This window comes from Sphingomonas sp. R86520 (assembly GCF_042466285.1).
GTDB lineage: Bacteria > Pseudomonadota > Alphaproteobacteria > Sphingomonadales > Sphingomonadaceae > Sphingomonas.
The window spans coordinates 2,231,498-2,246,278 of sequence record NZ_JAXHBZ010000001.1 but is presented as its reverse complement, the minus strand read 5'-3'; the positions used below and the strand labels follow the sequence as shown (position 1 = coordinate 2,246,278).

14 protein-coding genes are annotated in these 14,781 nt (G+C 64.8%); 11 read left to right on the top strand and 3 right to left on the bottom strand.

The window, feature by feature from the left end; all coding sequences use genetic code 11:
- Positions 1-22 precede the first annotated feature (22 nt).
- Positions 23-1,051 carry a quinone-dependent dihydroorotate dehydrogenase gene (locus SJY41_RS10240; RefSeq protein ID WP_380781390.1) on the bottom strand — a complete coding sequence of 343 codons (1,029 nt, stop codon included), beginning with the start codon at positions 1,049-1,051 and terminating at the stop codon, positions 23-25.
- Between the two features lie 439 nt (positions 1,052-1,490).
- Here SJY41_RS10240 and SJY41_RS10235 point away from each other — a divergent pair, with 439 nt between their 5' ends.
- The 10 genes from SJY41_RS10235 (at position 1,491) to SJY41_RS10190 (ending at position 10,493) form a co-directional block, all read left to right on the top strand.
- On the top strand, positions 1,491-1,919 hold the full coding sequence (locus SJY41_RS10235; RefSeq protein WP_380781388.1) for an SUF system Fe-S cluster assembly regulator: 429 nt from the start codon (positions 1,491-1,493) through the stop codon (positions 1,917-1,919).
- A gap of 130 nt (positions 1,920-2,049) precedes the next feature.
- Entirely contained in the window at positions 2,050-3,540 is a 1,491-nt protein-coding gene (gene sufB, locus SJY41_RS10230) for a Fe-S cluster assembly protein SufB (RefSeq protein ID WP_380781386.1), read from the top strand.
- Complete coding sequence (locus SJY41_RS10225) at positions 3,537-3,905, top strand: hypothetical protein (RefSeq protein WP_380781384.1); 369 nt, start codon at positions 3,537-3,539, stop codon at positions 3,903-3,905. The genes sufB and SJY41_RS10225 overlap by 4 nt, the downstream gene beginning before the upstream one ends.
- Positions 3,892-4,635: a Fe-S cluster assembly ATPase SufC gene (sufC, locus tag SJY41_RS10220; protein WP_056489234.1), complete on the top strand. Its 744-nt coding sequence runs from the start codon at positions 3,892-3,894 to the stop codon at positions 4,633-4,635. Before SJY41_RS10225 ends, sufC begins: the two co-directional genes overlap by 14 nt.
- Positions 4,636-4,637: 2 nt before the next feature.
- Complete coding sequence (locus SJY41_RS10215; RefSeq protein ID WP_380784107.1) at positions 4,638-5,759, top strand: SufD family Fe-S cluster assembly protein; 1,122 nt, start codon at positions 4,638-4,640, stop codon at positions 5,757-5,759.
- Positions 5,756-7,003: a cysteine desulfurase gene (locus SJY41_RS10210; RefSeq protein WP_380781382.1), complete on the top strand. Its 1,248-nt coding sequence runs from the start codon at positions 5,756-5,758 to the stop codon at positions 7,001-7,003. The genes SJY41_RS10215 and SJY41_RS10210 overlap by 4 nt, the downstream gene beginning before the upstream one ends.
- Complete coding sequence (locus SJY41_RS10205; RefSeq protein ID WP_380781380.1) at positions 7,000-7,461, top strand: SUF system Fe-S cluster assembly protein; 462 nt, start codon at positions 7,000-7,002, stop codon at positions 7,459-7,461. Before SJY41_RS10210 ends, SJY41_RS10205 begins: the two co-directional genes overlap by 4 nt.
- A gap of 112 nt (positions 7,462-7,573) precedes the next feature.
- On the top strand, positions 7,574-7,927 hold the full coding sequence (locus SJY41_RS10200; RefSeq protein ID WP_332754289.1) for an iron-sulfur cluster assembly accessory protein: 354 nt from the start codon (positions 7,574-7,576) through the stop codon (positions 7,925-7,927).
- A 305-nt stretch (positions 7,928-8,232) separates the two neighbouring features.
- Positions 8,233-9,624: an amino acid permease gene (locus SJY41_RS10195; RefSeq protein WP_380781378.1), complete on the top strand. Its 1,392-nt coding sequence runs from the start codon at positions 8,233-8,235 to the stop codon at positions 9,622-9,624.
- A complete protein-coding gene (locus SJY41_RS10190; RefSeq protein ID WP_380781376.1) occupies positions 9,621-10,493 on the top strand; it encodes an S-methyl-5'-thioadenosine phosphorylase in 873 nt (290 codons plus the stop codon). The genes SJY41_RS10195 and SJY41_RS10190 overlap by 4 nt, the downstream gene beginning before the upstream one ends.
- Before the next feature lie 592 nt (positions 10,494-11,085).
- Here the strand turns inward: SJY41_RS10190 and acnA are convergent.
- Both acnA and SJY41_RS10180 read right to left on the bottom strand, forming a co-directional pair.
- Complete coding sequence (gene acnA, locus SJY41_RS10185; protein WP_380781374.1) at positions 11,086-13,770, bottom strand: aconitate hydratase AcnA; 2,685 nt, start codon at positions 13,768-13,770, stop codon at positions 11,086-11,088.
- Positions 13,771-13,982: 212 nt separating this feature from the next.
- A complete protein-coding gene (locus tag SJY41_RS10180; protein ID WP_380781372.1) occupies positions 13,983-14,345 on the bottom strand; it encodes a hypothetical protein in 363 nt (120 codons plus the stop codon).
- Positions 14,346-14,476: 131 nt separating this feature from the next.
- Between SJY41_RS10180 and SJY41_RS10175 the strand changes: the two genes are divergently transcribed.
- Complete coding sequence (locus SJY41_RS10175; protein ID WP_380781370.1) at positions 14,477-14,617, top strand: hypothetical protein; 141 nt, start codon at positions 14,477-14,479, stop codon at positions 14,615-14,617.
- Positions 14,618-14,781 lie beyond the last annotated feature (164 nt).

Sequence of the window (14,781 nt, the reverse complement as noted above, 5' to 3'; positions counted from 1 at the left end):
TAGGGGCGGAGAGAGGGATAGATTAGCGGGCGTCAACTCCGACCGCGTCAGCGACCGAGGCGACGCCGTCGCGCTTCAGCAGCGCATCCAGTTCGCGGAGAATGCGGGCGGGGAGGCCGGGGCCTTCGTACACCAGCGCGGTATAGAGCTGGACGAGGCTCGCGCCCGCGCGGAGGCGCGCATAGGCTTCGGCGGCGCTGCCGATGCCGCCGACCGAGATCAGCGGCATCGCCGCGCCGGTCGCTTTGCGGAAATCCGACAGGCGTTGCCGGGCTAGCGGGGCGAGGGGGGCTCCGGACAGGCCACCGGTTTCCTTCGCGTTGGCCGAGCGCAGGCCGGGGCGGGAGATCGTCGTATTGTTGACGATCAGCGCGTCGATCCGGTTGTCGATCGCGGCGCGGGCGATGTCATCGATGTCGGCGGGTTCGAGGTCGGGGGCGACTTTTAGGAAGATTGGGGTTTCCCCTTTTGCCGCAGTGCAGGCCGCTAGAAGATCGCGGAGTGCCGTACCGTGCTGGAGATCGCGGAGGCCGGGGGTGTTGGGGGAGCTGATGTTGATGGTGATGTAGTCGGCGTGCGGCGCGGCTCGGGTGACGCCTTGGACGTAGTCGGCGGTGCGATCCGACGCGTCCTTGTTGGCGCCGACGTTGATGCCGAGAACGCCTTCGCCGCCCGGTGAACGTACTCGGTCGAGCGCCGCGTCGAGGCCGCCGTTGTTGAAGCCGAGACGGTTGATGACGGCGCGGTCTTCGGGGAGGCGGAAGATGCGGGGTTTGGGATTGCCGGGCTGGGCGAACGGTGTGAGCGTACCGATCTCGACGCTGCCGAAGCCCAACCCGAAGAAACCGTCGATCGCGCGACCATCCTTGTCGACGCCCGCCGCCAGGCCGACCGGATTGGGGAAGGCGATCCCCGCCACGGTCGTCGCGAGGTGCGGCACGCTGGGGGCTAGCGGCGTGCCGGCCCGGCCCCATGCGGCGAGTGCGGCGATGGTGAGGGTATGCGCGCGCTCGGCGTCGAGACGGAACAGGATCGGGTGGTAGAAGGCCATGCGCTCGTCCTTGCTTTCCATACCGGTAGCGTCAAGCCGTTACCCTGGTGGGGTCGGCCCGTTCGTCCCGCCGGCTTGCGACACCCGCTCCGTTTCGTCACCCACCCGTCCGTCACCCACCCGTCCGTCGCCTACCCCATCCTATTCGTCACCCCAGCGAAAGCTGGGGGCTCCTCGTTCAAGGCGCCCGACCCGAACAGGGAGACCCCAGCTTTCGCTGGGGTGACGGGGGGCGACGGGGGGAGGGACATGGGACGTGGGACGTGGGACCTGCAACGTGCGACGTGCGACGTGCGACGTGCGATGTAGGACGCGGGGGCACGTGTTCACTGGCGTTCAGTTGCGAGTCGTTAGCACGGCTCCACGGGTTGACGCTGCGGCGCACAAAGCCCATTTGACCAATCGGATCATATCGGTCCGATTGGACTCCGAAGCCTCCATGCGTCTTTCCAGCCTTGCCGATTATGCGGTCGTGATGATGAGCGCCGCGGCGCGTCATTGCGGCGGTATCGCGCGGCTGAACGCGACGCTGCTCGCCGAGGAGACCGGCGTGCCGCTGCCGACCGTGCAGAAGCTGGTGAGCCGGTTGTCCGCGGCGGGGCTGATCGAGAGCACGCGCGGTACCGGCGGTGGCTTTCGCTTGTCGCGGCCGCCCGCGTCGATCTCGCTGGCCGACATCATCGAGGCGGTCGAGGGGCCGATCGCGCTGACCTCATGCGTCGATGGCGCCTCGCAGGATTGCTGCGTCGAGCAGACCTGCAAGGTGAAGCCGCACTGGAACGCCGTCAACGGCGCGGTCCGCGGTGCGCTCGCCGGCGTGTCGCTCGCCAGCCTTTCGCAAACCCCGGTTTTACAGGTGCCCGCATGAAGAACACATCGCGCGCAACGCTTCACCTTTTCCTCCGCGCCTCCGCGGCTCCGTGTGAATCAGTTTTGTTCACGCGGAGACGCGGAGACGCGGAGATTTTAGAGAGCCGCTTTGCGGCCGAGGACAGATAATGGCTACCCGGAACGCAGAGGCCTACGCCGCCGCGAACAAGACGTACGAGTGGGGTTTCTTCTCGGACATCGAACAGGAATTCGCGCCGAAGGGTCTGTCGGAAGACACGGTGCGCTTCATTTCCGCCAAGAAGGGCGAGCCGCAGTGGATGCTCGACTGGCGGCTGAAGGCGTTCGCGTTGTGGCAGACGATGGAGGCGCCCGACTGGTCGAAGCTCAACGTGCCGCCGATCGATTACCAGGACGCGTATTATTACGCGGAGCCCAAGGCGAAGCCGAAGCTCGGGTCGCTCGATGAGGTCGATCCCGAGATCCTGCGCGTCTACGAGAAGCTCGGCATTCCGATCGGCGAGCAGAAGATGCTGGCCGGCGTGGTCGAGGACCCGCTGAACGAGGACGGCACGCCCAAGCGTCGCGTCGCGGTCGATGCGGTGTTCGACAGCGTCTCGGTCGCGACCACGTTCCGCAAGGAGCTCGAGGCCGCGGGCGTCATCTTCCGCTCGATCTCCGAGGCGATCAAGGAATATCCCGAGCTCGTCCGGAAATGGCTCGGCAAGGTCGTGCCGCAGCGCGATAACTATTTCGCGACGCTGAACTCGGCGGTCTTCTCCGACGGCACGTTCGTCTACATCCCGGAGGGCGTGCGCTGCCCGATGGAGCTGTCGACGTATTTCCGCATCAACGCCGAGAATACCGGGCAGTTCGAGCGCACGCTGATCGTCGCGGACAAGGGATCGTACGTCTCGTATCTCGAAGGCTGCACCGCGCCGATGCGCGACGAGAACCAGCTGCATGCCGCCGTGGTCGAACTGGTCGTGCTCGACGATGCCGAAATCAAATATTCGACCGTGCAGAACTGGTATCCAGGCGACGAGAACGGCGTCGGCGGGATCTTCAATTTCGTCACCAAACGTGCGCTGTGCCAGGGCAAGAACTCGAAGGTCAGCTGGACCCAGGTCGAGACCGGCAGCGCGATCACTTGGAAATACCCGTCGTGCGTGCTGCTTGGCGATGGCTCGGTCGGCGAGTTCTATTCGGTCGCGGTGACGAACAATCGCCAGCAGGCCGATACCGGCACGAAGATGATTCACCTCGGCAAGAATACGCGATCGACGATCGTGTCGAAGGGGATTTCGGCGGGGCGTTCGGACAACACGTACCGCGGGCTGGTGCGGGTCGCGCCGACTGCGGAGGGCGTGCGCAACTTTACACAGTGCGACAGCCTGCTGCTCGGCGACCAGTGCGGCGCGCATACCGTGCCGTATATCGAGGTCCGCAACCCGTCCGCGCAGATCGAGCATGAGGCGACGACGTCGAAGATCTCCGAGGACCAGCTGTTCTACGCGATGTCGCGCGGGTTGGACCAGGAGGCGGCGGTCGCGCTGATCGTGAATGGCTTTGCGCGGGAGGTGCTGCAGCAGCTGCCGATGGAGTTCGCGGTCGAAGCGCAGAAGCTGCTGGGGATTTCGCTCGAAGGCTCCGTGGGGTGAGTTTTGGTTGGGAGCCCATTCCCTGGAAGTTAGGGTTCCTGCGCTCGCGTTCTATGAAGTGCGGGTTCCATGAGCGCATTCGTCTCCCGCTAGAATGGCAACCCGCACAAACTTACGATTGGCCTCCCGAAGACGCGTTAAGTGATGACCTCGACTGGATTCGCGCGATGGGCACGGGCTTTATTGCCGAAGCGCGTGATGAACGATTTTTCTTGTTCGATCGTGACTGGTTTGGCTGGCCCGACCCGCCTGAATGGGGCTTCGCTTCATTCCACAAGGGCGATGGCAAATGGCATTTATGGGGCAGCTTCGACACGCTGCCTGAAAATTGGAAAGTTCCGAGAGTTGAACATGCTGAAAATTGAAAACCTCCACGCTGAGATCGATGGCAAGGAAATCCTCAAGGGCCTGTCGCTCGAAGTGAACGCGGGCGAGGTGCACGCGATCATGGGTCCGAACGGGGCGGGCAAGTCGACGCTGGGCTATGTGCTTGGCGGGCGGCCCGGTTATGAGGTCACCGCGGGCTCGGTGACGTTCGACGGCGTCGATCTGCTCGAATTGGAGGCGCATGAGCGCGCCGCGGCGGGCGTGTTCCTCGGCTTCCAGTATCCGGTCGAGATCCCCGGCGTGTCGAACGTCCAGTTCCTCCGCGAGGCGCTCAACGCCCAGCGCGCGACGCGTGACGAGAAGCCTTTGTCGGGGGGCGAGTTCCTGAAGCTCGCGCGCGGGCAGGCGGATCTGCTCGGCATGGACTACGACATGCTCAAGCGGCCGGTGAACGTCGGCTTTTCGGGCGGCGAGAAGAAGCGCAACGAGATGGTCCAGATGGGCATCGTCAACCCGAAGTTCGCGATCCTCGACGAGACCGACTCGGGGCTCGACATCGATGCGCTGCGCGTCGTCGGCGACGGCATCAACCGCATCATGCGCGCGCCCGACAAGGCGGTGCTGCTGATCACGCACTACCAGCGGCTGCTCGATTACGTGGAGCCGGACTTCGTCCATGTGCTGGCGGACGGCAAGATCGTCCGCTCGGGCGGCAAGGATCTCGCCAAGCAGCTCGAGAGCGAAGGCTATGTGGGGATCGCCGCGTGACGATGCTGCTCGACCTTCCCTCGACGCGCGAGGAATCGTGGCGTTGGGGTGATCCGGCGGCGATTGCGGCGGCGGCCGGACTGCCGCGCGGTGCCGCGCTGGACGCGGATGCGTGGTTTATGGACCTGCCGGGTGCGCGTGCGCTGTTCGTTGACGGCGTGCTGGATCAGGGTCGGAGCGATCTGCGCCATGTCACGATGACGGCGATTCACGGCGGCGAGCATGCGCTCGGTCGTCGTACAACGGGCAACGGTTGGTCGATCCGGGTCGAGGCGAATTCCGGCGTTGAGCTTCTCCAGATCGTCCACATCGCGACGGGCGGCGAGAACCAGCTTCCGGCGGAGATCGTGCTGGCCGATGGCGCGAGCGCTTCGGTCGTCGAGACGTATGTCGGGATTGGCTGGTCGAACCGGTCTACGCGGATGGCGCTTGGTAAGGGTGCTAAGCTGACGCGGGCAGTGCGGTTGCTTCAGTCCAGCGGCTTTGTATCGTTGCGCGACGAGGTCGACGTCGGTGCCGAGGCGAGTCTGATCGTGACGGTGCTCGGCGCGGGCGATGCCGGGACGCGGATTGACGGCGCGATCACCGTGACGGGTGACGATGCGTTTGCCGAATATGGCGGCGCGTTGCTGACGCGGAACGATCAGCGGCAGGAGTGCGCGGTGTCGGTGCGGCATGCGGCGCTAAACGGGCAGAGCAAGCAGATCTGGCGTGCGGTCGCTGCGGACAAGTCGACGGCGAGCCTTGCGGCGCGGGTCGAGGTGGCGCGCGATGCGCAGAAGACCGACGGCGTGCAGTCGCTCCGCGGGCTGCTGTTGCAGCGCACCGCGACAGTGAATTTGAAGCCAGAACTGGAGATCTTCGCGGACGACGTGAAGTGCGCGCATGGCGCGACGGTCGGCGAGCTCGATCAGCGCGCGCTGTTCTACATGCAGAGCCGCGGCATTCCGCATGCCAAGGCACAGGCACTGCTCACGCGCGCGTTCGTTGGCGATGCGTTCGTGCAGATTGCTGACGAGACTGTGCGGGATGCTTTCGTGGCGGACGCGGATGCGTGGCTGGAGCGGGCGCTTTCTGCTCCCCTCCCGCTTTCGGGAGGGGTTGGGGGAGGGGCTTCATCATGAGTATTACCATCGACCAAGCCCTCCCCCGACCCCTCCCGCAAGCGGGAGGGAAGGCCTTGGATCGCCTGTCGGACTTCCCGGCGATCCCCGAGGGCTGGGCGTATCTCGATACCGCCGCGACTGCGCAGAAGCCGCAGGCGGTAGTTGACGCGATTACGCGGGCGTATGGCGAGACCTATGCCACCGTGCACCGCGGGGTGTACCAGCGCTCGGCGGACATGACGGTCGCCTATGAGGCCGCGCGGAAGGCCGTCGCTCGGTTCATCGGCGCAGGTTCGGCGGACGAGATCGTGTTCGTGCGCGGTGCTACCGAGGCTATCAATCTGGTCGCGCAGTGCTGGGCCGGGACGCAGTTGAAGGCGGGTGATCGCATCATGCTTTCGATGCTGGAGCATCACTCGAACATCGTGCCGTGGCAGATGATCGCCGAGCGCGTCGGCGCAGCGATCGACGTGTTGCCGTTGACCCCCGACCACCGCATCGATCTCGACGCGATGGAACGGATGATCACGCCGGCACACAAGCTGGTCGCGCTCGGGCATGTCTCGAATGTGCTCGGCTCTGTGCTCGATGCCAAGCGCGCGACCGAGATCGCGCATTCGGTCGGCGCGAAGATCCTGCTCGATGGGTGCCAGTCGGTGCCGCGGATCACGGTCGACGTGAAGGCGATCGGATGCGATTTCTACGTGTTCTCCGGGCACAAGCTGTACGGGCCGACCGGGATCGGCGTGCTGTGGGCCAAGCCGGAATTGCTCGACGCGATGCCGCCGTACCAGGGTGGTGGGTCGATGATCGACAAGGTGTCGTTCGCGAAGACCACTTACGCGCCGCCGCCCGGACGGTTCGAGGCGGGGACGCCGCATATCGTCGGCGCGCTCGGGCTGCATGCGGCGATCGACTATGTCGATAGCATCGGGCTCGACGCGATCCACGCGCATGAGAGCGCGCTGGTGACGGCGACGCGTGACGCGCTGTCGGGGATCAATTCGGTGCGCCTCTACGGCCCGGCGGACTCGGCGGGGATCGTGAGCTTCACGATCGAGGGGGTTCATCCGCACGACATCGGCACCATATTGGACGAGGAGCGCGTCGCGATCCGCGCCGGCCATCACTGTGCGCAGCCGTTGATGGAGGCGCTGGGCGTCGATGCGACGGCGCGCGCGAGTTTCGGCGTGTATAACGGGCCGGCGGACGTCGAGGCGCTGGTGCGCGGTATCGAGCGAGTAACGAGGATCTTTAAATGAGCGATCGGTTCGAGATCGAGGAAGTGGATGCCGTCGCATCGCCGCCGAAGGCGCGCGTCGTGATGGAGACGGACTCCGATGCGGAGCGCAAGCGCGATTATCTCGCGGGCTTCCTGGCGCAGAAGCCGCAGGTGGATTCGCCCGGCGAGCCTGGTGGCGCGGTGTATGATGCGATCATCGATGCGCTGAAGGAGATTTATGATCCCGAGATCCCGGTGAACATCTATGATCTGGGGCTGATCTACGGCGTCGAGGTGACGGATGACGGGCATGCGGTGGTGTCGATGACGCTGACGACGCCGAATTGCCCGGTGGCGGAATCGATGCCGGCCGAGGTCGAGATGCGCGTCGGGTCGGTGCCGGGGGTCGGGTTTGCAGAAGTGAACCTGGTTTGGGATCCGCCTTGGGATCCGCAGAAGATGTCGGACGAGGCCAAGCTAGAGCTTGGGATGCTGTAATCATTCCCCTCCCGCTTGCAGGAGGGGTTAGGGGAGGGGAGAGCGGAACGCTGCTGTTCAAGCCCTCCCCCGACCCCTCCCGCAGGCGGGAGGGGAGCAGAAGGAATTGGTGATGGCGACGACATTGCGAGCACGGCCGGCGGCGCTGAACCTGACGGCGACGGCGCATGCGCGGATCGCCGACCTTATGGCGCGGGCTCCGGCGGATGCAATCGGCGTGAAGCTGTCGACGCCGAAGCGCGGGTGTTCGGGGCTGGCCTATTCGGTGGACTACGTGACTGAGGCCAAGCCTTTCGACGAGCGGATCGATACGCCGGGGGGCACGCTGTTCGTCGATGGCGGGTCGATCCTGTATCTGATCGGGTCGACGATGGACTGGGTCGAGGACGATTTCACTGCCGGGTTCGTGTTCCAGAACCCCAACGCCAAGGGGGCATGCGGGTGCGGGGAAAGCTTCACCGTTTGACTGCCACCGTTAGGTAGTTTGTGTCCCCGCGAAGGCGGGGACCCAGGCTGGGCTCCCGCCTTCGCGGGAGAACAGGGAGGTTCGAACTACCGTTCGATTTCGGCGACTCTTCTACCATCCCGGCGAAGGCCGGGGCCCAGTTGGGAAACGCTGCTGACATAGCGCTGCGCATCGTCACGATGACCTTGCCAACTGGACCCCGGCCTCCGCCGGGGAGGAGATTTCGCTGGGGTAGTGATTGGCCGCTGGCCTTGCCCCCCGGTCCCGTCCTGTGCCACTCCCCGCGGCAACAAGAGGGGATATCCGTGGCCAGCCTGCTTCGCCGAAAAATCGTCACCGAGCAGCCGCCCGAGCATCAGCTCGCGCGGACCTTGTCGTGGCCGCATCTGGTGGCGATGGGTGTCGGTGGGATCGTCGGCACCGGCATCCTGACACTGATCGGCGTCGGCGCGGGGCTCGCCGGACCCGCCGTGATCCTGTCCTTTATCATCGCCGGCGGAATCTGTGCCTGCGCGGCGCTCGCCTATGCCGAGATGGCGACGATGATTCCCGCGTCGGGCAGCGCGTACACCTACAGCTATGTCGTGCTCGGCGAGCTGATCGCGTGGGTGATCGGCTGGTCGCTGATCCTGGAATATTCGCTGGTGGTGTCGACCGTCGCGGTCGGCTGGTCGGGCTATGCGGCGCCATTGCTGCGTGGCGCGTTCGGCTTTCCCGAGGCGCTGACGCTCAGCCCTGAGCTTGGCGGTATCCTCAACGTCCCCGCGATCTTCATCATTGCGGTCGTGGCCGGCGTGCTGTCGTTCGGCACGCGCGAGAGTGCGACGCTGAACGCGGTGCTGGTAGGCGTGAAGATGATCGCGCTCGCGGTGTTCGTGTTCATCGCGTTGCACTATTTCAACGCGGCCAACCTTCACCCGTTCATGCCCTACGGCTTTCCCAAGGCCGTGCAGCCCGATGGCGCCGAGCGCGGGGTGATGGCGGCGGCTGCGATCATCTTCTTCGCCTTTTACGGTTTCGACGCGATCTCGACCGCCGCGGAGGAAACCAAGAACCCCGGCCGCGATCTCGCGATCGGGATCGTCGGGTCGATGGTGGCCTGCATCGCGATCTACATCCTTGTGGCGGTCGCGGCGGTGGGTGCGCTGTCCTACACCAAGTTCGCCGGCAGCGCCGAGCCGCTCGCGCTGATCCTGCGCGAGATCGGCCAACCGGGGTTTGCGACCTTCCTGGGAGCCTCTGCCGTCATCGCCTTGCCGACGGTGCTGCTTGCCTTCCTGTTCGGCCAGAGCCGCATCTTCTTCACGATGGCGCGTGATGGGTTGCTGCCGTTGAGCCTCGCCAAGGTCTCCAAGCGAGGTGCCCCCGTCCGCATCACCTGGATCACTGCGGCAATCGTTGCGGTGATCGCTGGGCTGTTGCCGCTCGCCGAGATCGCTGCGTTGGCGAACGCGGGCACGTTGGCGGCATTCGTTGCGGTGTGTGCGTGCATGCTGGTTATGCGTCGCCGTGCGCCCGATGCGGTGCGGACGTTCCGGGCACCGGCTGCGACACTGGTAGGGACGATCGGTATCCTCGGGTGCCTGTATCTGTTCTTCAGCCTGCCTTCGAAGACGCAACTGTATTTCGGACTCTGGAACCTGCTCGGGCTGGTGATTTACTTCGTCTATGCACGTCCGCGAGCGCTCGCGGAGTGACCGGCTGGACGATCGGGATCATCGGCGGCTCCGGACTGTACGCGGTCGACGGGATCGAGGACGGGCGCTGGCGGACGGTCGAGACGCCCTGGGGCGAACCGTCGGACGCGATCTACACCGGCCGCGTAGGCCATGTCGGCGTCGCGTTCCTGCCACGGCATGGGCGGGGGCATCGGATTTCGCCGTCCGAGCTGAACGCCCGCGCGAACATCGATGCGTTGAAGCGGCTGGGTGTGACCGACGTGCTGGCGGTGTCGTCGGTCGGTTCGCTGGTCGAGCAGCGCCCGCCCGGCAGCTTCACGATCGTCGACCAGTTCATCGATCGTACCAAGGGGCGGCCGTCGAGCTTTTTCGGGAGTGGGCTGGTGGCGCATGTCTCGATGGCGGATCCGGTGTGTCCGCGGCTTTCGGGATATGCGGTCGACGCAGCACGGGCGGCTGGCGCGCAGGTCGACGACCGCGGGACCTATCTGGCGATGGAAGGCCCGCAATTCTCGACACGTGCGGAAAGCCTGCTGTACCGGCAATGGGGCTGCGACGTGATCGGGATGACGGCGATGCCCGAGGCGAAACTCGCGCGGGAGGCGGAGCTTCCGTACGCGCTGGTCGGGATGGTGACGGATTACGACTGCTGGCGCGAGGACGAGGCGGGCGTCGACGTCGCGCAGGTCGTGGCACAGCTTGGTGCGAATGCGGCTAAGGCTCGGGCGATGGTGATGGCGTTGCTGCGTGCGTTGCCGGTGGATCGGGAAGCTTCGCCGATCGATACATGCCTGGATAGCGCGATCATTACGGCGCGGGACGCGCGCGATCCTGTGTTGGTGGCGAAGCTGGATGCGGTGGCGGGGCGGGCGCTTTCCCGAGGCTGAGGCTTGACCTTGCCCTCACCCTTCCCACCGGCAAGAGCCGGCGGGCCCCTTCCCTCTCCCGATGGGAGAGGGGAGACGCCGAAGGTGGCGAGGGTGAGGTCAGGGGTCGCTAGTGTTGACGCTTGGAACCCTGGGCTCCCGCTCTCGCGGGAGAACAGGTTGGCAGCGCTTAACTAAAAGTTCGTCCGTCGCCCCGTCCGACATATCGCTGCAACATATCGGGACGAAAGGGAGTGGGTCGCCGCCCCTCTCCCCCTGTGGACGGCGACTTGACCGGGTCTCCCCTGTCCCGGTCTTCTCCCTGAACTACGGGGCGATCCTTGCGATCGCCCCGCATTTTTTCGTTCGGGACGTGCGCGAGCCGCCGAGCCGGTGCTCCCTCGATCATCCCAAGCACGTCATCCCATCGAACGCTGGGATATCCCTCGTGGTGGGCGACGTAGGCCTCACGGAGATATCCCAGCTTTCGCTGGGATGACGGTAGTTGTGGGTTGCTGAAGGCGTCAGCGTCAGCGTCGGCGTCGGCGTCGGCGTCGGCGTCAGTCTCGGCTTAGGCGTCGTCCCGGATCGCTCCGGGACGACGTAGCAAGTCTTACGCGGCCAGCTTGCGCAGGACGTAGTGGAGGATGCCGCCGTTGAGGAAATATTCCAGCTCGTTGACGGTATCGATGCGGCACTTGGTCTGGAACGTCTCGCTGGTGCCGTCGGCGCGGGTCATCTTGACGGTGACGTCCTGGCGCGGGCGGATGCTCGCGACGTCGAGGATCGTGAACGTCTCCGACCCGTCGAGACCGAGCGTCTTGCGATCGGTGCCTTCGGCGAACTGCAACGGCAGCACGCCCATGCCGACCAGGTTCGAGCGATGGATGCGCTCGAAGCTCTCGGTGATGACTGCACGGACGCCGAGCAGGTTGGTGCCCTTCGCGGCCCAGTCGCGCGACGAGCCGGTCCCGTATTCCTTGCCGGCGACGATCACCAGCGGGGTGCCGTCCTGCTTGAAGCGCATCGCGGCGTCGTAGATCGCCATGACTTCGCCGTCGTACTTCGACATGCCGCCTTCGATGCCGGGGACCATCTCGTTCTTGATGCGGATGTTGGCAAACGTGCCGCGCATCATCACGTCATGGTTGCCGCGGCGTGCGCCATAGCTGTTGAAGTCCGCCTTGCTGACCTGATGCTCCTGTAGGAAGCGACCAGCGGGTGAATCCGCCTTGATCGAACCGGCCGGCGAGATGTGGTCGGTGGTGATCGAATCGCCGAGGATCGCGAGCGGCTTGGCGTCGATGATGTCCTGCACCGGGGCGGGGGTCATCGACAGGCCGTCGAAGTAGGGCGGGTTGGCGACATAGGTCGACCCTGCGCGCCACTGGTACGTGTCCGAACCGGTGACGTCGATCTCGCGCCACTTGGCGTCGCCCGCATAGACGTCGCCGTAGCGCGCGCCGAACATGCCGGCGTCGATGTTGGCGTCCATCGTCGTGCGGACTTCCTCGTTGGTCGGCCAGATATCGCGCAGATACACGTCCTGACCGTCCGAACCCTGGCCCAGCGGCGTCTCGATCATGTCGGTCGTGACGGTGCCCTTGATCGCATAGGCGACGACCAGCGGTGGCGAGGCGAGGAAGTTGGCACGGACGTCTGGCGACACGCGGCCCTCGAAGTTGCGGTTGCCCGAGAGGACCGACGCGGCGACGAGGTCGTTCTCGTTGATCGCGGCCGAGATCGCAGGCGCGAGCGGCCCCGAGTTACCGATGCAGGTCGTGCAGCCATAGCCGACGAGGTTGAACCCGAGCGCGTTCAGGTCGGCGGTCAGGCCAGCCTTGTCGAGATAGTCGGTGACGACCTGCGAACCGGGGGCGAGCGACGTCTTCACCCAAGGCTTCGACTTGAGGCCGAGTGCGTTCGCCTTGCGCGCGACGAGACCGGCGGCGACCAGCACCGACGGGTTCGACGTGTTGGTGCAGCTGGTGATCGCGGCGATGACGACGTCGCCGTCACCGATGTCATGCTCGCGGCCTTCGACGGCGACGCGCGCGGGCTGCTCCTTGTGGTACAGCTTGTGGAGGTCGCTGTTGAAGACCTCGTCGACCTTGTTGAGGCTGACGCGGTCCTGCGGACGCTTCGGGCCGGCGAGCGAGGCGACGACGGTGCCCATGTCGAGTTCGAGCGTGTCGGTGAACACCGGATCCTCGGCGTTCTCGTCACGCCAGAAGCCGTTGGCCTTGGCATAGGCCTCGACCAGTTCGACATTCTCGTCCGAGCGCGCGGTGAGGCGCATGTAGTCGAGCGTCTTGTCGTCGATCGGGAAGAAGCCGCAGGTCGCGCCGTATTCGGGCGCCATGTTGGCGATCGTCGCGCGATCGGCGAGCGTCATCGACGACAGGCCGGGGCCGAAGAACTCGACAAAGCGGCCGACCACGCCCTTGGCGCGCAGCATCTGCGTGACGGTGAGCACGAGATCGGTGGCGGTGATGCCCTCGTTGAGCTTGCCGAGCAGCTTGAAGCCGACGACCTCGGGGATCAGCATTGACACGGGCTGGCCGAGCATCGCGGCCTCGGCCTCGATCCCGCCGACGCCCCAGCCGAGCACGCCGAGACCGTTGATCATCGTCGTGTGGCTGTCGGTGCCGACCAGCGTATCGGGATACGCGATCATGGTACCGTCGCCGTGGTCACCCGACGACGCCGACGACCAGACGGCCTGGCCAATATATTCGAGGTTCACCTGGTGGCAGATGCCGGTGCCGGGGGGGACGACCTGGAAGTTGTCGAGCGCCTTCGAACCCCATTTGAGGAACTCGTAGCGCTCGATGTTGCGCTCATATTCAAGGTCGACGTTGTCGTGGAACGCCTGGGGGGTGCCGAACTCGTCGACCATCACCGAGTGATCGATGACGAGGTGGACGGGGACCTGCGGGTTGATCTTCTCGGGGTTGCCGCCGAGCTTGGTCATCGCGTCGCGCATCGCGGCGAGGTCGACCACGCAGGGAACGCCGGTAAAATCCTGCATCAGTACGCGGGCGGGGCGATACTGGATCTCACGGTCGCTGCGGCGTTCCTTCTGCCAGTCGACGATCGCCTGGATGTCGTCGCGCGTGACGGTGACGCCGTCCTCGAAGCGGAGCAGGTTCTCAAGCAGCACCTTCATCGAGAATGGCAGGCGGCTGATGTCGCCAAGCTGTTCCGACGCCTTGGCGAGGCTGTAGTAGTCGTACGACTTGCCGCCGGTCGAAAGGCTGGTGCGGGTCTTGAGGGTATCCTGGCCAATGGCAGTCATAGGGGTCCTTCCCGTGGGCGTCGGGCCGCCGGGCGCCGAGGGGAAAGCAGCCATGAAGGCCACGCGGGCGCGCCGGGAACCGAGCAAAAAATGCTGTTACTGCGCGCGCCTTAGCAAGGGGGAGCCGATCGGGGAAGGGTGCGGTTGCCAGTGTCGCGCGCTAAACGTCACTCCCGATCGTTGCTGTCTACCAGGCGGGTATCAGCCGTCGATCAGGCGGGGCCGTCAGACTGATGGATTCCGCTCGACATGCGCAGAAATCGATCCATTCGATCTAGCGCCGGCTGCGTAAGAACGACCGGATCGCCGTCTGCATACGGCTCGACTTGGTTATCGGCGACGAGATGGGCGAGCCAGCGCTGCCCGACACCAGACGGCGTCGCGGTCAAGGTGATGAGATCGGCCTCGGACACCGCATCTCCCTTCGACTGCGCGACGAACAGGCGCAGCATCATGTTCCAGGCATGTTCGTCGAATATTTCGCTGGGAAAGATATCAGAACGCAAACCTCGAACCTGAAGGAGGTTTTCGGCAGTTTGTGCCGAGTCGAGATTTTCATCGTGATCATGCGCCATGGTCAAAGCCTACGCCACCGTCACACGTAAAAGCCATATCGAAGGTTCATTCTGGTCCTAAAACGTAAATTTAATAGACGGAACATAACTCAGACCATTGCGTTCGCGTGGATCAAGGCCGATCACGTCTCATGACCACAATGCATGACGAAACCGCTGCGCTGCGCACCGCGATCACGCATGCGTTGGCAATTGCCGATGAGCAACGGAGTCACCTCGTTGCTGCGCTCCTCGCGGAATGCCTCGACCGGCTCGATCGAACGCTCGGCTAATCGTTACTTTCACCACGCCGTCGATTGCGTGGCGGTAGTCCGGCCTACGCCGATGCAAGGAACAACGCGTGGCCGAAGGGCAGGTGCATGCGCGAACTTCACTTACCTTCCTTGCCGTCAACCATCTGATCTGTGACAAATTTACAGCAAATATTACAGATTGT